The sequence below is a fragment of the Streptomyces sp. NPDC046712 genome (assembly GCF_040645695.1).
Lineage (GTDB): Bacteria > Actinomycetota > Actinomycetes > Streptomycetales > Streptomycetaceae > Streptomyces.
This window is the reverse complement of record NZ_JBEYYW010000030.1, coordinates 64,840-81,763: the sequence shown is the minus strand read 5'-3', so window position 1 is coordinate 81,763 and position 16,924 is coordinate 64,840. Positions and strand designations below refer to the sequence as shown.

The window sequence follows — 16,924 nt, the reverse complement described above, 5'->3', positions numbered from 1 at the left end:
GTGCGGGGTCCCTTCGGGAGGTGATCAGGAGGTGATGGGCAGTGAGGCGCCCTTGGCCCCTGGTGGGCCGAGGGAAGGACCGACGGCTCGTAGCGCGCCGGGTGTGCGGCCGCGTCCCCAGCCGATGTGCCGGCGGTAGCTGCCGAGCAGGCCGGTACGGGCCAGGTGCTCCTCGTCGCGGGCGGCGAGGCCGTCGGGCAGCGGGCGGGTCTGGGGGGCGACGTACAGCGCGTCGGCCGGGCAGTTCGCCTCGCACTGGAAGCAGGTCTGGCAGTCTTCGCGGCGGGCGAGCACCGGGATGCCGTCCTCGCCCCGGTCGAAGACGTCGGTGGGGCAGACCTTGATGCACTTGTCGCAGGTGATACAGCGTTCCGCCGAGACCAGTTCGATCACGAAGCCACCTCCAGGGGTACGTCCGGTGTGGTTGTCAGGGGCTCGGGCCGGGTCCAGACCCGGTCGAGGCCGCCTGTGACGATGCGGTGGTGCTGCCGGGGATCCTGCGTCGGGAAGTCGAGTCGCTTGGCCATGCCGCGGGTCTCGGTGCGGGCGAGCGCCGCGGCGTACATCCAGCGGGCGTGCGCCGCCATCGCCGACGCCTGCCGGGCCCGCACGACATTCCCGCCCTCGGCGTGCAGCGTGGCGCGCAGCTCTTGCCAGACGCTGTCGAGCACCAGCAGAGAGGCGGCGAGCTGGTCGCCGTGGCGGAGGTAGTTCTTCTCGTACGGCAGCACTTCGGCCTGGACCGCGGTGATGACGTCCTGGAATCCGTCGGCGGGGCCTGGTGTGCCGGCCGGCCGGAGCCCGGCTCCGCCTGCCGCCGCGAGGCGCCTCGTGCCGGCGCGGACGCCGAGGGAGAAGGCGTGGCGGGCCGCACCTACACCTGCCCACGTGCCGGAGGAGATGGCCCACGCGGCGTTGTGGCTGCCACCACCGGTGAAGCCGCCGCAGATCAGCTCGCGGGTGGCGGCGTCCCCGGCCGCGTACAGCCCGGGGACGGTGGTGGAGCAGTCGTCGCCGGTGATGCGGATGCCGCCGGTGCCGCGCACGGTGCCCTCGGCGAGCAGTGTGACGCCGAAGCGCTGCGTGAAGGGGTCGATGCCGAGCCGGTCGAAGGTGAGGAAGAAGTTCGGCTGGGCCAGCCGCATCGCCTGCCGGGCTGCCGCGTCCGCCTGGTCCAGGCGGCAGTACACCTTCTCGCTGAGCAGCGTCCTCGCGATCACGGACCGGCCGCCCTGGCTGGCCGCGCCCTCCAGGACCGTGCCGTCCTCGCGGTAGAAGGTCGCGAAGGAGTAGAACGCGGTCTTGGTGACGGAGGTGCCCTCGGGCGCGATGCCGTAGGCGTTGGAGAACTCCATGCCGGACAGTTCCGCGCCCGCTTCGGCGGCGAACAGCGCACCGTCGCCGGTGTTGACGTTGCAGCCCAGCGCACCGCTGAGGAACGCACAGCCGCCGGTGGCAAGGACGACCGCCCCGGCGCGCACCTCGTACGGCTGCCCGGCCTGGCGCTGGTGGCCCCTGGCCCCGGCGACGGCCCCGGAGGAGTCGGTGAGGAGTTCGGTGACCGGGCTGTGGTCGAGGATGCGCACCCCGGCCCGCTGGACGCGGATCCGCATCCTGCGCATGTACTCCGGCCCCTGCAGGCCGTTCCTGAACTCCTTTCCGTCCGGCCCTGTCGGGAAGGGATAGCGTCCGGCCGCCGCCAGCTCGTTCATGCCCGCGTAGGTCTGGTCGAGCACCCGCGCCATCCAGCGCCGGTCGGCCAGAAACCCGCCCAGTGCCTCCCGGCTCGCCATGGCGGCTTCGCGCGCGGCGTGTTCCGGCGGGACGTACCAGACTCCGGTACCACTGGAGGCGGTGGCGCCGCTCGTGCCGCAGTAGCCCTTGTCGGCCAGAATCACGTCCGCGCCGGCCTGGGCCGCCTTGAGCGCGGCCCACGTCGCCGCGGGCCCTCCGCCGACCACCAGGACGTCCGAGACGAGGTCGAGCCCGGTCATACGGGCCGTCCGTCGGCTGCGACCGCCGCGGCCAGCCGGTTGGCGGGGCGTGCCAGGCCGTAGTGTTCGCGCAGGGTACGGCCGGTGTACTCGGTGCGGTACAGGCCGCGGCGCTGCAGGATCGGTACGACGTGGTCGACGAAGTCCTCCAGGCCGCCCGGCAGATGGGGCGGCATGATGTTGAAGCCGTCGGCGGCGCCCTGGGTGAACCACTCCTGGATCTGGTCGGCTATCTGCTCGGGGGTGCCGGCGAACACCCGGTGGCCGCGGCCGGCACCGAGGCGGGCGATGAGCTCGCGCAGGGTGAGGCCGTCGCGACGGGCCAGGTCGGCGACGAGCGTGAAGCGGCTCTTGTTGCCGTTGATGTCCCGCTCCTCCGGCAGCTCGGGCAGCGGCCCGTCCAGCGGCAGCCCCGTCAGGTCGGTGCCGAGCATCCCGGACAGCTGGGCGAGCCCGTACTCGGGGATCTGCAGCTCCGTGAGTTCCTGCTCCAGCGCGCGTGCCTCGGCCTCGGTCGAGCCGATGACAGGGGCGATACCGGGAAGTACGAGCAACTGGTCCTCGGCGCGGCCGTGGTGCGCGAGCCGGGACTTGAGGTCCTTGTAGAAGGCCTGGCCGTCGGCGAGGGTCTGCTGGGCGGTGAAGACGGCCTCGGCGTACTGCGCGGCGAACTCCTTGCCATCCTCCGACGAACCGGCCTGCACCAGCAGCGGGTGGCCCTGCGGACTGCGCGGAACGTTCAGCGGACCCTGCACCCCGAAGTAGTCCCCGCGGTGGTTGATCTCCCGCACCCGGTCGGTGTCCGCGTAGACACCGCGGTCTCGGTCGAGCAGGATCGCGTCGTCCTCCCAGCTGTCCCACAGCTTGGTGGCGACGTCGACGAACTCCCGAGCCCGCTCGTAGCGAAGCCGGTGCTCCAGGTGCTCGTCCTGCCCGAAGTTGCGGGCCTCGTTCACGGTGCCGGAGGTGACGATGTTCCAGCCGGCCCGGCCGCCGCTGATGTGATCCAGGGAGGCGAACTTGCGGGCCGTGTGGAAGGGCTCGTTGAAGGTGGTGGAGACGGTGGCGATCAGTCCGACGTGCTCGGTGACCGCCGCCAGCGCGGACAGCAGGGTGAGCGGTTCGAAGCCGCCGAGCGCGTTGTACCGGGCGTTCCCCCACAGGGCGAGACCGTCGGCAAGGAAGACCGAGTCGAGCAGGCCGCGCTCGGCGGTCTGGGCGAGCTCCTGGAAGTAGCGCAGATCGGTGACCCGCTCGGGCTGGGTGCGGGGGTGGCGCCAGGCGGCGTCATGGTGACCGGCGTTCATCAGAAAGGCGTTGAGATGCAGTTGGCGGGGGTTGGTCGCGGTCATGGGTTCCTCGGATCCGGGGGGGGGAGACGATCGGGGGCGGCGAGGCGAGAGGGTGGCGGGTTCAGTCGTCGCCGGATACGCGCCAGGAGCTGAGCCGGCGTTCCAGGGCCACCAGAAGCTGGTTGAAGGCCACGCCGATGGCGGAGATCGTGATGATGCCCGCGTACATCTGCGGTATCGCGAAGTTGTACTGCGAGGAGTTGATCAGATAGCCGAGCCCTGCCTTCGCCCCGATCATCTCGGCGGCGACCAGCACCAGGATCGACACCGCTCCGGCCAGCCGGATGCCGGTGAACATCACCGGCACGGCGGACGGCAGGATGACCTTCTGGAACAGACGGGGCGTGGACAGGTCCATCGACTTCGCGAGCTTCAGCAGCGTGGGGTCGGCATGGCGTACCGCGCTGATCGTGTTGAGCAGGATCGGCCAGGTGCACGCGTACACCACGATGGAGATCTTCGAGGTCTCGCCGATGCCCAGCAGCAGGACGAAGACCGGCAGCAGGGCCAGCGCGGCGGTGTTGCGGAACACCTCCAGCAGCGGACCGAGCAGAGCGGCGACAGGCCGGTACCAGCCGATCAGCAGACCGAGAGGTACGGCGACGGCCACGGCCAGACCGAATCCGCTGAACGATCGGACCAGGCTGGCGTAGGTGTTGTCGGCGAGCTGACCGTCGGCCGCCAGCTCCCACCAGGCGGCGGCGACCTCGCTGAACGGTGGCAGGAAGGTCTGGTCGACCAGCCCGAGCCGTGGCGCGGTCTCCCACAGCAGCAGCAGAGCCACGATCGCCGCGGACTTGGTGGCCCCGGCCGCCAGGAGGGACAGCAGTCGGTGGGCCGCCCGGTGGACGAATGTCTCCCGGGCGGGGGCTCGGCGCTGCGACGGCGCCGGAGGTGACACCGGCGAGGAGAGGGAGGGGGCATGGATGGCTTCGGCGAGGCTCACCGGTCCCGCTGGGGGCGTCGTTTCGGTGGACGTGCCAGTCGTGAGGCTCATACGGAAGCCTCCTCCTTCTCCAACTGCTGAGCTCTGGCCACCTCGTCGTGGAGCAGCGACCAGATCTCGTGGCGGTGGTGTGCGAACTCGGGACTGGAACGGAGGTCGTCCGTGGTGGTGCGGGAGTCGAGGGCGACCGGCACGATCTGCTTGATCCGGCCCGGCCTGGACGTCATGACGGCGACGCGCTGACCCAGATAGACGGCTTCGTCGATGCTGTGCGTGATGAAGACGATGGTCTTTCCGGTGCGCTGCCAGATGCGGAGCAGTTCGTCCTGCAACGACTCACGGGTCTGTGCGTCCAGCGCGGCGAACGGCTCGTCCATGAGCAGCACGTCCGGGTCGTAGGCGAGGCTGCGGGCGATCGCCACCCGCTGCCGCATCCCACCCGACAGCTCGTGCGGATGGCGACTCTCGAACCCGGACAGGCCGACCAGGTCCAGGAACTCCCTTGCCCGTGCTCCCCGTTCGCGGCGCGGTACACCGGTGGCCTCCAGGCCGAACTCGACGTTTCCCTGAGCCGTACGCCAGGGCAGCAGCGCGTACTGCTGGAAGACGATGCCCCGGTTCAGGCCGGGACCGGTGACGGGTTCGCCATCGAGCAGGATCCGTCCCCCGGTGGGCCGGGCGAGGCCGCCGAGGAGATCCAGCAGCGTCGACTTGCCGCAGCCGCTGGGGCCGACCAGGACGACGAACTCGCCTGCCGCTATCTCCAGGTCGATGCCGTCGACGGCCGTGAACTCCCTGGACTTTCGTGTCCCCGAACCTCCCTTCGTTGTCGAGTCCTTGACCTTGAAGACCTTCCGTACGGCCTCGAACACGATCTTGGGTGTGGTGGATGCCGGCATGGGATCAGCTCCCGCTCTTCGAGGCGGAGGAGGACGGCGAGGCAGGCGCAGTGCCGCCCCCACCGGCTCTGTTGAACTCATTGGTGAAGAGGTCGCCCAACGTGACCTGGCCCTTCCGGATGTCGCCCCGCTCGGCCAACCAGTCGATCCAGAGCTGGAGTTCCTTGCCGGTGATCCGGCCCGCCGTCTCGGCGACGCCGAAGGACCGCCAGTACTTCAGGGGCGCGGTGTCCTCGTTCCGTCCGCGCTTCTTCACGATGTCCGTCATCCGGGCGATGACCTCTGCGTGAGGAGTGCTGCGCGACCACTCGATGGCCCGTCCCACCGCGGTGACGAAGGTCCGGGCCGTGTCGGGGTTCTGCTTGAGGAAGCGGTCCGTCATCACGTAACTTCCGGCGCTGAAGGCGCCGAGCAGTTCGAAGTCCGTGAAGAGCGGCCGAATTCCCCCGGCTGCCAGGGCCTTGTCGCGCAGAATGCCGCCGAGAACGGCCACGTCGATCTGCTTCTGGCGCAGCGACTGCTCGGTGTTCACCGGAGGAACCACCAGTGGCTCGACCTTGTCGATCTCTTCCTCGGACAGACCACCTCGCTGGAGATAGATGTCGAGCATGGCCTCCGCGTGGGCTCCGAGGGTGTTCATCCCGACTTTCTTGCCGGTCAGATCGCGGGCGGAGCGGATCGGACTGTCCTCGAGGACGTAGTAGCCGTTGTAGGCATGCTTGTCGGAGCCGTAATAGCTGATGACAGCCTTGATGGGCGACTTGTTCGCGGCCAGTTTGACGACCGCGCCGTTGAAAGCTCCGCCGAAGTCCGTCTGCCCGGTGGCCGCGGACTGGATGTCCTGCGGCCCGCTGATCGTGTTGCCGACCCACTCCAGCTTCACGTCCTCCAGGTAGCCGAGGTCCTCGGCCAACTCCGGCAACGTGACCTGTCCTGCCCAACCCTGATACCGCAGTGTCCGGGTCTGGCCCTTGCCGGAGACGCCTGCTGCCGTCGTGCCGCAGCCAACCGCGACCGCGGAGAGACCGAGCAGAGTGAGGAACTGTCGTCGGGTCGACGCCGTCGTAGTCATGGAAAGTCCTGTTCACGTTCGATGGAACGGCTGGAGTGTGTTTTTGCCGAGTTTTCCGCATGCCGTGCGAGAACTGACAACGAGATGGGCTGCCCGGCCTGGGGCAAGGTCGGCCAGAAAAGGTGCGCCGGGATTCGGGGCAAGGCATGACAGACCCGAGCGGCGGAAAGGAAACCTCGCCTGAGAATTCAGTGAGGAATCGGATCAGTTACCGCAGTGGCACGGCACGGCACAGTAGTCCACGGCGGAGAGAGCAGGAGCGAGGCGCCTGTCGGCGGACCTACCAACCGACGGAACAGATGGCGCCGGCTTGACGTCGCAGGTCGACGTGGAGCCGCGCGGCGAGGTTCTCGGACGTGCTCATGGCCAAGAGGTTTGCAGCGAAAACCGGACACGTCAATGTCTCTTCCGGCAGCGTCTCGCATATTGAATCGCGTGACATACGCGCGAAGTGCCGCGTTCACAAATCGCCCGATGCGAGGCACGGAAAACGCTTCATGTGCCGGCGAGCGTCGAGAATTTGATCATGCGTCGAATCTCATGATCGAGTAACTCGGCGGCGGCCGAGTGGTCACGCCGGGCAGCCTGTTGAGCACGGGTTCCGAACCGGCCGGGCTGTGGTCAGCCGGCCTTCCTCGGATGCGCTGCGCAGGGTTCCGGCCGCTCGCGGAGATTGTCCGCGAACTCCCCCGGAATTGTCCGTGATCGGTAACGGACGCATCCCTTGGCCGCCGCGCCTCGTCCTGACAGGTGGTCGCAAGTCGACCAGGGCACCGGTGAGGGACTGCAGGAACAGGGGGCGGACATGGCGCGACACGGTGGTGGGCGGGGCTGGCACGGCAAGATGGTCGGGGCGGCGCTCGGGGTGACGTTGCTGGCCACCGGCGCCTCGGTGTGGACCGCGCAGGCTGGTACGGGGGGTGACTCGCCGCCAAAGGCGAACGCACCGGCCACGCCGCGCAGTGACGTCAAGCCGGTCGCAGCGACCATCGCCCACGCCTCGGAGGCGGGAGCGCGCGGCGTCAACGTCACCATCGATGACGGCCCCCACCCTGTGTGGACCCCTCAAGTGCTGGACCTGCTGCGCGAGTACGGGGTGAAGGCCACGTTCTGCATGGTGGGGACACAGGCGCAGGCCCACCCGGACCTCGTGAAGAAGGTGGTCGCGGCCGGGCACCGGCTGTGCAACCACTCCGTGTCGCACGACACCGCCATGGACAAGGCCTCCCAGAGCTACCAGTCCCAGCAGATACTCGACGCCGAGCGCATGATCACCGAGGCATCCGGGGGTGTGCAGCCGATGTACTACCGGGCACCCGGCGGGGCTTTCACCCCTTACAGCCGCCAGCTGGCCGCTTCCCGGGGCATGCGCCCGCTGGGCTGGAACGTGGACAGCAAGGATTTCGAGCGTCCGGGCACGAACGCCATCGTGGCCACCGTCGAGCGGGAACTGCCGGGCGGACCGACTCTTCTCTTCCACGACGCGGGCGGTGACCGTACCCAGACCGTCGAGGCCCTGCGCCTGCTCCTTCCCCGACTCAAGGAGCAGGGCTACTCCTTCGGCTTCCCGGTGCGCTGAGCCCCGGCCGTGGCCGTTTGCGCGCAGGGTTGCCCCCGAGGATCCGGCAGACGACGGTCTCCTCCTCCCTGGCCGCGGGCGCGGCGAGGGAGTGGAGTCCGTAGACCTCCAGCTGGGTGGCCTGGGCGGGGCCGATGCCGTAGCGGGGCGCGGCCGGGGAGCGACCCCAGGAACTGCTCGACGGCGCGGGGGTCGGAGGCGAGGGCCCGGTCATGACGCGTTCCCTGCGCGGTCGCGCTCGGTACGAACCAGGTCTGCCAGGTCCGCCCGCCCGGCCGCCGGGCGGGGGTGGTCCCAGTACGGATGGAAGTACACGGCGGCCGACAAATGCAGGAGGCGGCGGCGCAGCACGGTCGTGCGGGCCGTGCCGGGGCGGGCGAGCTCGGCGTAGACCGCGGCCCAGGATCGCTGGGCGGTGACGAGGTCTTCGGGGAAGGGGTGGCGCCTCATAGAATGATTAGAGCATCTGTTCGAATTATCGTGCACGTCCTGCCACACCCGACTCGAGGGAAACGCGAGTTCCACCCTCATCGGGAACGGCACCAGCCCCCTCCTCCCCCCGACCCCGAGGAAGCGCGCCATGGCCACACCCACCCCCGCCCCGCGGAACCTCCCCGCGAACATGTGCCCGCCCCACTTCCTTGGCAGGTGCGCGAAGTGCCAGGCCCCCTGTCACAGGTACGGGATCGGCGGCTCGCCCTTGTGTCAGACACACCAGCCCGAGGTCGCCGAGCTGCAGAGGCGCGTGCGCGTCCTCGCCGCCTCCGCGTGACGTGATGTCCGAGCTCCCGCCAGACCTGCCACGGCTCCGGACTCTGGAGCACTGGCTCGTGCTGTCCCTGGACCGGGTCCGCGCCCGGATCGCCGAGATCGAGACCCGCGAGGCCGCGATGCGCCCGCTCCGCCTGCTGCCCGAAGGCCCCGGGTGGGTTCTCTCCTACCTCCGCGAGCGCGGCCGCCCCGTCGCGGACAGCATTCACATCGGGGACTGCCGCCTGGCCGGGAAGAACACCCGGCCGCTCGGCCGTGACGAAGCCCGCCAAGCTCTCACCGCGGGCGGGATACGGGCCTGCGAAATCTGCAGGCCCGACTCCGACCTCGGCATCCTCGACTGAACCCTTCCACCGGCTGAAAACGGCTGGCACAGCGATCAGCTCTGGATCAGCCCGGCTGGGCCGCGCAGAAGATCTCCAGGGCGATTCCGTCCGGGTCCTTGAAATTCAGGTGCAGGCCACCGGGGTCCTCGACGATTCCGGAGTGGGAGATCCCCTCTTCGTCGAGACACGACTCCCAGGCCTCCAGCTCGCCCCGGTCGCCCACGTGGAAGGCGACGTGGTCCAGGCCGACCCGTGCGGCGTCGAAGGAACCCGCCGCACTCGTGGCCGGGTGGGTCCGGAAGCCGACGACGAAGGCGGGACCGGCGCAGGCCACGAAGGGCCCGAACTCGTCCTTGACGTCCATCATGGTCTGCGTCCCGAACAACCGGTTGTAAAACTCCGCACTCCGCTTGACGTCGCTGACGGTCAGCGTGAGGTGTCCGATCCCCTGTGCGTCGGGCATGGCAGCCACCTCTTCCTACGGTGGTGGGACCCCTATATCCACGCTACGCCGCCCAAGATCGACCCGCGACGCCGCCTCGGTGTCGGGACTGAGCTGCTTGCGCATCTCAGCGACATCGCGGGTCTCGCCTGGCGGTGCTCCTCGACGAGGTCGGTGAAGGGGACGGGGCAGCTGGCGCTGGACGCGCAGACGGTCAGGTCGACGCACTCGGCATGGACGGCGGCTGCCGGGGGGCACTGCGGCGGGTGGTCAGGCCGGCGATCTACGTGTCTACCTCGGCGAGCTTGGCCGCAGCCCGGTCCTGGAGCCCGGCGACGGGACGGCCCGCAGGCCGCGCCGCTCGTAGTAGCGCAGCGTCTGGATGTTCACCCCGGCCGCCTCGGCGACCTGCCCGCTGTGCAGGCCCGTGCTCAGCGCCGCTCCCCGGCGGCAGAGGCGCGTGCAGCGAGGGCGTCCAGGACCGCCTCGTGCGCCTGGTCCACCGAGATGTCCAGCCGGATCAGGCTCTCGGCAGGGGTGGTGGTGAACGTGAAGAACGAGCAGCAGCCGCTCTCGCGCTCCACCAGGTCGCGGACCCGGTCCTCGACACCCTCTCCGCCCTCCAGGTCAAGGCGCAGGTGGAGCGGCTGGGGCCGCGACAGCGAGGTCAGTCGCTCGGAGATCAGCGCATCCCATTCGGCGACCCGCAGGGGCCGCTCGTCGGTGGGCAGGGTGCAGGCCTGCGGCTCCCAGGCAAGATCGCTCATCGCGCTCACTCCCGTCATCACGTCCCTGCTGGAGGGACACCTCCGACGGTAAACCCGTATCGAGGTACTGGTTGCAAGGGCGGTGCCGTGCCGGTTCACAGCCCGAAGGCGCCGTCTTCGATCAGGATGACCAGACCGACGCTGACCAGCATCAGCGGTAGCAGGATGTGGCCCCAGCGGGCCAGGGCATTGGCGATGACCGGACGGGTGGCGAAATACCAGCTCACCGCGGTCGCGGTCCTTCCACGCCTGCCACACGGCCTTGAGGCCCAGCGCGAGCGGCAGCAGGCCGAGGTAGGGGATGGCGGACTCAGGCAGGAATGTGGCCGGCAACCGCCTTGTGAGCACCGGGTCGACCGAGCGGGCCCCATGCTGCGTGACACCGACTGTGTATAGGTCACCGCCCTCTTGCCGGAGCTGCCGTCACCTCGGCGGTCAGGACAAGGAGGTCATGCGCAGGCACGGTGCCACTCCTGGATGAGGGGCGCTGCCACGTACTCAATAGAGGCATCAACGCCGTTCGGCGTGGCGAGAGGCGCCCCGGGACCCCGGCCCAGGGGCTGGACGGGTGAACTGATTTGTGGGCTCTATCGATCGGGGCACAGCCGGCCGATGACTGGGAACAGTTGACACCGACCAACGGAGGCATCATGGGCCGAGTCACCACCGACGCCACTGCCGAGTACCTCACGCGAACGGCCGCGCCGGTCCGTGAGCGTCTGGCGGCCGCCACGCAACTCGAAACCTTCCTGGCGGGCGCCGGAACGCTCACGCTGGAGCAGAGGATGCTCCTCGTCGATCAGGCCCTGGTGCTGATGGAGCAGAACTACGTACACCTGCCCCTGAAGATCGCGATGCACGCGGTCAACCCCGTACAACGGCTCCGTCTCATCCGCCGGCAGCTGGAGCAGCAGACGGACGAGACCATGCCGCCCGAGTGGATCTTCCACTCGGAGATGTCCAAGGTGTTCCACTCGGTCCGGGACCTGCACACCAACTACCAGCTGCCCGCGCCGTTCGCCAAGAAGATCGCCTTCCTTCCCTTCCGGGTCGAAGAGTGCACCGATGGACCGAAGCCCCGATTCCTGGTCACCCGCATCACCCAGGGGTTCTCCGCACCGGGCTTCGAACCGGGCGTCGAGATCACCCACTGGAGTGGCATCCCCATCGAGCAGGCCGTCGAACTCAACGCCGCGCGGTTCGCCGGAAGCAACACGGCGGCGCGCCGCAGCCGAGGCATCCAGTCACTGACGGTGCGCTCCCTCTCAGCCCATCTGCCCCCGTTCGAGGAGTGGGTGACCGTCAGCTACACAGGCACCGACGGCGTCGCGCACGAGCTGCGTGAGAACTGGCAGATCGTGGAGAACCTCCCACCGATGACCGGCCCGCTCGGTGAGGCCGCGCTCCTCATGGGCATGGACTACGAGGGCGACGAGATCTCCCGGGCCAACGTCATGCTCTTCGCCCCGCACGTGATCGAGCAGCAGCGGGCCGTGGAGGCGGGAGAATCCCCCGACTCCGCGGCGGGCGAGATCGTCAGCATGATGCCGAACGTCTTCACCGCCCGCACCGTCCAGACCCCCTCAGGCACCTTCGGTCACATCCGTATCCACACCTTCTTCGTCCTGGACTCCGGTGCCTTCGTCGAGGAGTTCATCCGGCTCATCGGGCTGCTGCCCCAGAACGGTCTGATCGTCGACGTGCGTGACAACGGCGGCGGCTCGATCTTGGCATCGGAGTTCATCCTCCAGACCCTGACACCACGTCGGATCACGCCGGAACCGTTCCAATTCATCAACACCCCCCTCAATCTGCGGATCTGCCGCAGCAGCCCCAGCCTCCGCCCCTGGGTGAAGTCCATGGAGCAGGCCGTCGAGATCGGCGCCGCCTTCTCCGACGCCCTGCCCATCACCCCGGAGGCCTCCGCCAACGCCATCGGACAGCAGTACTTCGGCCCGGTCGTTCTCATCACCAACGCCCGCTGCTACTCCGCCACCGACATGTTCGCCGCGGGCTTCCAGGACCACAAGATCGGCACCGTGCTCGGCACCGACGACAACACGGGGGCCGGCGGCGCCAATGTGTGGGCGCAGGCCGACATCATCACCTTCCCGGTCACCCCCTCGCCGTACCGCCCGCTGCCGAACGGAGCGGGCATGCGCGTTTCGATCCGCCGGTCTCTGCGGGTCGGCGACCGGGCCGGTACGCCCCTGGAGGACCTCGGCGTCGTGCCGGACGCGCGTCACCGGATGACTCGCCGGGACCTCCTGGAGGGCAACGCCGATCTCATGGCACGTGCCGGCGAACTCCTCAAGGCGCAGCCGGTACGGGAGTTGACCATCACGGACGCCACACGCGCCGACGGCTCGCTCCGTCTCATGCTCAAGACGGCCAACGTCGATCGCGTGGACGTGTACCTCGACCAGCGGCCCCGCACGTCCGTGGACATCCCCGACGGCCAGGCCGAGGTCGTGGTGCCGGGGGCGACGGCCGCCGAGTCGGTGCGAGTGGACGGATTCGCCGGGGGCAAGCTCGTCGCCGCCCGCAGCCGGCGCCTGTAGAACAGGGTGATCGGACCGGGCCGGGGAGCGGCGGCAGGTGACGCCGTCGGCTGATCGATCGTGCCACCCCGCAACAAGGCGTGGGGTGCCGGGGCGCGGCGGGTGTCCGATCCTGGTGGCATGGGTGCCGACGGTGCCGGCGGCCGCCCGGGCGCCAAAGGGGCGGGCCGGGTGAGCGGTGTGCTCCGGCTGCCCGACGCCTACGTGGGCGCGGGCCGCCGCTCGCTGCGTGTCACGCTGGCCGCGGGGGCCGGGTTCTATCTGTTCCTGTACGGGTTCGATCAGCCCGTCGCGGCCACGTACGCGCTCTTCGCCGCTGTGTCGCTGGCCGGCCTCTCGCGCATCCCGGGGACCGGGCGGCAGCGGGCCGTCGTCCTGCTGAAGCTGCTTCCGGCCGCCTGGGTGGTGGTCGCGGTGGGCACGTTCCTGGCCGTACGCACCTGGAGCGCGGTGGCCGGGATGCTCGTCATCGGCTTCGCGCTGGCCTTCGTCGCCGTGGGCGGGCCACGCCCGGCGGGCGCCGCGCCAGGGCTCCAGCTGCTGTTCATCCTGCCGTCCTTCCCGCCGTACGCCCCCGAAACCCTGGACGAGAGGCTGGCCGGGACCACGGTCGGAATCCTCCTGCTGGTCCTCGCCGAGACCTTCGTGTTCCCCGAACCCCCAACCGTGCCGTACCGGGAAATCGCCGCACGCGCCGCCGTCACCGCCGAACGCGTCGCCGGGGAGCTGTCCCGCGCCCCGTTCGGACTGTCACCGGCGACCGCGGAGGCGGCCAGAGCCGCTGCCGAGGCGCTGCGGCCCTCGCAGGTTCCGGAGGCCGAGCGGCCCGCCGGGGCCGGGGTCCGTTCCCGGGGCCTGGCCCACACCGGCCTTTCGGCACGAACGCTCCTCAACCGACTGGCACGGCTACCCGCCGTCCAGCCGGGCCGGACTCCGGAGGACCCCGGCCTGGACCTGTTGCGCGCCGTCGGGCGGTCCGCGGCGGACACCGCCGCGCTGCTGCGCGGCGGCCCCGGAGCGGGGGCGGCGCACTCCGGACCTGCCCAGGAGCGGGCGCTGCTGGCCGCCCTACCGACCCGGTCGGCCGCCCCCGAGACGCTGCGCCGCCGCGCGGCCCTGTTCGAAGTGGCCGACGCCGCGCTGGCGCTGTCCACGGCCGCCGGACTGGCCGTGGGGGGACGGCTCGTCGACGGGGCCGAACTGCCCGTCGGCCAATTCTGGTACGCGAGGATGCGGGCGCCGCAGCTGTGGTGGCGACGGCTGGTGGGCAACGCGGGAAGCCGGTCGGTCTTCTTCCAGAACGCGGTGCGGATCAGTCTGGCGCTGGCAGCCGCCCGGGCCGTCGCCGGACTGGCCACCCTGCCGCACGGCTTCTGGGCACTCCTCGCGACGCTGACGCTGACCCGCACGACCCTGGGCGCGACCTGGGGCAGCATCCGCCAGGCACTCGCCGGGACCCTGATCGGGGCCCTGTGCACAGCGGGGCTGCTCGCCCTGATCGGGACGGACACCACGGTGTACGCGGCCATGGTGCCCCCGCTGCTGCTGATCACCTTCACGGTGGGGCCGGTGAAGGGTGTCGGCTGGGCGCAGGCGTTCTTCGCGCTGGTGGTCTCCATGGTGTTCGCCCAGCTGACGGTGGCCACCTGGCGGCTTGCCGAGGTCCGGCTCCTCGACGTGCTGATCGGGAGCGCGGTCGGCGCCGCCTTCGGCCTGCTCGCCTGGCCGCGCGGCGCGCAGACCGAGGTACGGCGCTCGAGCGCCGTGCTGCTGCGCGCCGCCGCCGAAGCCGTCGTCGCCACGGCGTCGACCATCGCGGCCGGAGGGCTACGGGATCCGGGCAGGCCGCCCGTGAGCGGCGTACTCCGGCACTCGCTCGTCCTCTCCGAGACGGCCTACGCGCAGTTCCAGAGCGAACCGCGGGGCCCGACGGCAGGGGTGCCCGGATCCGGCCGCCCGCCCGGAAAGCGGCCGGTCGACTGGCAGGCGGTACTGCTGACCGGGCACCACACGCTATGGGGCTCCGAGCGGCTGCTGGCGCCGCCGCCGACCCTGCCGGCGGAGGGCGCGGCGGAGCCCATCGTCGTGGCGCCGCTGGAGCCCGCGGTGGCGGAGGTCGTGACCAGGCTCGGGGACCGGGTGGCGGGCCGGATGCTGCTGCTGTCCGCCGTCCTGGACCCGATGTGGGACGCCCCACCCCCCTCGGCGCTCGACGCGTCTCCCACGGCAGCCGACGCGTCGGAAACGGCACCGGACGAGGCGCCGGGCAGCTTCTACGCGGTGGAGGCCTGGCTGGCGGCGATGCTCCAGGACCTGGAACGGATCGACCGGTCCTCGCACCCTCCATGACGTAGCGTCAGGTCGATCCGGGACCGTTCGGGGTGTCCGGCAAGCGTCGGACGCGCGGTGTCCGTGGCTCGACGCGGAAGTCGAACGCGAGCGTGCCGGGGTCGCGCGAGGCACCGACCGCGACGACCAGGGCGGCCCCCGCCGCGCCGGCTCCGCCCATTCCGGGTACAGCAGCCCTAGCCGGTGCGCCGTCTCCATCGCCCGCTCGCCGCGGCGAGTACGGGCCGATCGTCCAGGGCGTCAGGTGGGTGTGTGGGCGGTTTTGTTCGTCGCGGTGCCGTCTTCGTCCTGGGCCTCCGACTCAGCGGGCTGTTGCGGAGTGGGCGGGGTGCGGACCAGCAGCGCGACCAGCACCGCCAGGGCGCCGAGGACGGCCCCGATGCCGAACCCCCACCGGATGCCCGTGGCCAGGGCGGCGGTGGTGTCGGCGCCATGGGCCGCTGCCGTGGCGGCGCGTCCCGACATGACGCTGATGACCAGGGCGGTGCCGGCGGCGGCCGCGACCTGTTGGAGCGAGCCCAGGATGGCGGAGCCGTGGGGGTAGAGGTGCGGCGGCAGTACGGACAGGCCGGAGGTGAAGACGGGGGTGAAGACGAACGCCATGCCGACACTCAGGGCGACGTGAAGGGCGAGCACCAGCCACGGCGAGGTCTGTTCGCCGGTGAGGGCGAACAGCGCGAGGCACAGCGCTGTGAGTGCGGCTCCGGGTACGACCAGGCGTGGTGCGCCGAGTCGGTCGTAGAGCTTGCCGACCTGTGGTCCGAGCAGGCCCATGGTCAGGCCGCCGGGGATGAGGAGCAGCCCGGTCTGCAGTGAGGTCAGGCCGCACACCTCCTGCAGGTAGATCGGCAGCAGGATGAACGCGCCCATGAGGGCCATGAACGACAGGCACATCAGGCCGAGTGCCACGGAGAAGTGACGGAAGGTCAGGGCGCGCAGATCCAGCAGCGGTGTGGACGAGCGCTGCAGTGCCAGCTGTCGCCATGCGAACAGGCCTACCAGCACGGCGCCGGCCAGGGTCGTGGCCTCAGGGGGCATGGGGGCCTGGGCCGCGTCCCCGGCACCGAGCCCGCTCAGGCCGTAGACCAGGGCGCCGAAGCCCGCTGCCGCCAGGGGGACGGACAACCAGTCGATCGGGCCCGCCTGCGGCTCACCGATGTTCACCAGCTTGCGCCGACCGAATATGGCCATGGCTCCGGCGATGGGCAGTACGGCCAAGAACAGCAGGCGCCATGTCCCCAGCTGCAGCAGCACACCGGAGACCGCAGGGCCGAGGGCGGGCGCGACGGAGATGACGAGGGTGATGTTGCCCATGACACGGCCGCGCTCGTGCGGGGGCACGAGGGTCATCAGCGTCGTCATGAGCAGCGGCATCATGACGGCGGTGCCGCCGGCCTGGATGACGCGTGCGGCCAGCAGAACGGGGAAGGCGGGCGCGGCCGCGGCCAGAGCCGTGCCGGCGAGGAAGAGTGCCATCGCCAGGCCGAAGGCGGTCCGAGTCGTCACGCGCTGGAGGAACCACCCCGTCACCGGGATGACGACGGCCATGGTGAGCATGAAGGCCGTGGACAGCCACCCTGCGGCTGCCGCGGTGACGTCGAACTCGCGCATGAGCCGCGGGATCGCGTTGACCATGATCGTCTCGTTGAGGAGGACGACGAACGTGGACAGCACGAGGATCCGCAGCACGCCGGTGACGCGGTCGGGCGAGAGCGTGGGCGTTGCGTGTGGTGCGAGCATGGCGCCTTCCGTCATGTGAGTGTCCTCCGTATGTGGCAGGTCACACTGACAGACCGCGGCGCCGGGAAGAACTCATCGTTGTTCCCCGATCCTGTCGGAGCCGCCGCCGATGCTCAAACCATTTTG

17 protein-coding genes are annotated in these 16,924 nt (G+C 70.2%); 4 read left to right on the top strand and 13 right to left on the bottom strand.

Annotated elements, in window-relative coordinates; all coding sequences use genetic code 11:
* Nucleotides 1–24: 24 nt before the first annotated feature.
* The 7 genes from ABZ939_RS30795 to ABZ939_RS30765 all read right to left on the bottom strand — a co-directional run bounded on the left by ABZ939_RS30795 (nucleotide 25) and on the right by ABZ939_RS30765 (nucleotide 6,627).
* Complete coding sequence (locus ABZ939_RS30795; protein WP_361862348.1) at nucleotides 25–393, bottom strand: ferredoxin family protein; 369 nt, start codon at nucleotides 391–393, stop codon at nucleotides 25–27.
* Nucleotides 390–1,994, bottom strand: coding sequence for an FAD-binding protein (locus tag ABZ939_RS30790; RefSeq protein WP_361862345.1), 1,605 nt, complete (start codon nucleotides 1,992–1,994; stop codon nucleotides 390–392). Before ABZ939_RS30790 ends, ABZ939_RS30795 begins: the two co-directional genes overlap by 4 nt.
* Nucleotides 1,991–3,346, bottom strand: coding sequence for an LLM class flavin-dependent oxidoreductase (locus tag ABZ939_RS30785; RefSeq protein ID WP_361862342.1), 1,356 nt, complete (start codon nucleotides 3,344–3,346; stop codon nucleotides 1,991–1,993). The genes ABZ939_RS30790 and ABZ939_RS30785 overlap by 4 nt, the downstream gene beginning before the upstream one ends.
* A 61-nt stretch (nucleotides 3,347–3,407) precedes the next feature.
* On the bottom strand, nucleotides 3,408–4,343 hold the full coding sequence (locus ABZ939_RS30780) for an ABC transporter permease (RefSeq protein ID WP_361862339.1): 936 nt from the start codon (nucleotides 4,341–4,343) through the stop codon (nucleotides 3,408–3,410).
* A complete protein-coding gene (locus ABZ939_RS30775) occupies nucleotides 4,340–5,191 on the bottom strand; it encodes an ABC transporter ATP-binding protein (protein WP_361862336.1) in 852 nt (283 codons plus the stop codon). The genes ABZ939_RS30780 and ABZ939_RS30775 overlap by 4 nt, the downstream gene beginning before the upstream one ends.
* A 4-nt stretch (nucleotides 5,192–5,195) precedes the next feature.
* Entirely contained in the window at nucleotides 5,196–6,263 is a 1,068-nt protein-coding gene (locus ABZ939_RS30770; RefSeq protein ID WP_361862333.1) for an ABC transporter substrate-binding protein, read from the bottom strand.
* Between the two features lie 280 nt (nucleotides 6,264–6,543).
* The gene (locus tag ABZ939_RS30765; protein WP_361862390.1) at nucleotides 6,544–6,627 is read right to left on the bottom strand and encodes a putative leader peptide; all 84 of its coding nucleotides are present in this window, start codon (nucleotides 6,625–6,627) and stop codon (nucleotides 6,544–6,546) included.
* Between the two features lie 441 nt (nucleotides 6,628–7,068).
* On the opposite strand from ABZ939_RS30765, the gene ABZ939_RS30760 reads away from it, so the two are divergent.
* Complete coding sequence (locus tag ABZ939_RS30760) at nucleotides 7,069–7,842, top strand: polysaccharide deacetylase family protein (protein WP_361862331.1); 774 nt, start codon at nucleotides 7,069–7,071, stop codon at nucleotides 7,840–7,842.
* Between the two features lie 210 nt (nucleotides 7,843–8,052).
* Here the strand turns inward: ABZ939_RS30760 and ABZ939_RS30755 are convergent, their stop codons facing one another.
* Nucleotides 8,053–8,292 (bottom strand): hypothetical protein, encoded by a 240-nt coding sequence (locus ABZ939_RS30755; protein ID WP_361862328.1) that lies wholly within the window; start codon nucleotides 8,290–8,292, stop codon nucleotides 8,053–8,055.
* A gap of 326 nt (nucleotides 8,293–8,618) precedes the next feature.
* Between ABZ939_RS30755 and ABZ939_RS30750 the strand changes: the two genes are divergently transcribed.
* Nucleotides 8,619–8,957, top strand: coding sequence for a DUF6233 domain-containing protein (locus ABZ939_RS30750; protein WP_361862326.1), 339 nt, complete (start codon nucleotides 8,619–8,621; stop codon nucleotides 8,955–8,957).
* A 46-nt stretch (nucleotides 8,958–9,003) separates the two neighbouring features.
* Here the strand turns inward: ABZ939_RS30750 and ABZ939_RS30745 are convergent, their stop codons facing one another.
* The 4 genes from ABZ939_RS30745 to ABZ939_RS30730 form a co-directional block, all read right to left on the bottom strand.
* A complete protein-coding gene (locus ABZ939_RS30745; protein ID WP_361862323.1) occupies nucleotides 9,004–9,402 on the bottom strand; it encodes a VOC family protein in 399 nt (132 codons plus the stop codon).
* A 270-nt stretch (nucleotides 9,403–9,672) separates the two neighbouring features.
* Entirely contained in the window at nucleotides 9,673–9,771 is a 99-nt protein-coding gene (locus tag ABZ939_RS30740; RefSeq protein ID WP_361862320.1) for a hypothetical protein, read from the bottom strand.
* Nucleotides 9,772–9,812: 41 nt separating this feature from the next.
* The gene (locus ABZ939_RS30735) at nucleotides 9,813–10,148 is read right to left on the bottom strand and encodes a hypothetical protein (RefSeq protein WP_361862318.1); all 336 of its coding nucleotides are present in this window, start codon (nucleotides 10,146–10,148) and stop codon (nucleotides 9,813–9,815) included.
* 95 nt (nucleotides 10,149–10,243) lie between these two features.
* Nucleotides 10,244–10,375 (bottom strand): hypothetical protein, encoded by a 132-nt coding sequence (locus ABZ939_RS30730; RefSeq protein WP_361862315.1) that lies wholly within the window; start codon nucleotides 10,373–10,375, stop codon nucleotides 10,244–10,246.
* 423 nt (nucleotides 10,376–10,798) lie between these two features.
* On the opposite strand from ABZ939_RS30730, the gene ABZ939_RS30725 reads away from it, so the two are divergent.
* Together ABZ939_RS30725 and ABZ939_RS30720 are read left to right on the top strand one after the other, a co-directional pair.
* Nucleotides 10,799–12,709: a S41 family peptidase gene (locus tag ABZ939_RS30725; RefSeq protein WP_361862312.1), complete on the top strand. Its 1,911-nt coding sequence runs from the start codon at nucleotides 10,799–10,801 to the stop codon at nucleotides 12,707–12,709.
* A gap of 120 nt (nucleotides 12,710–12,829) precedes the next feature.
* Nucleotides 12,830–15,058 (top strand): FUSC family protein, encoded by a 2,229-nt coding sequence (locus tag ABZ939_RS30720; protein WP_361862309.1) that lies wholly within the window; start codon nucleotides 12,830–12,832, stop codon nucleotides 15,056–15,058.
* Between the two features lie 240 nt (nucleotides 15,059–15,298).
* On the opposite strand, the gene ABZ939_RS30715 is transcribed toward ABZ939_RS30720, so the two are convergent.
* Entirely contained in the window at nucleotides 15,299–16,813 is a 1,515-nt protein-coding gene (locus ABZ939_RS30715) for a DHA2 family efflux MFS transporter permease subunit (protein ID WP_361862306.1), read from the bottom strand.
* Nucleotides 16,814–16,924: the final 111 nt, after the last annotated feature.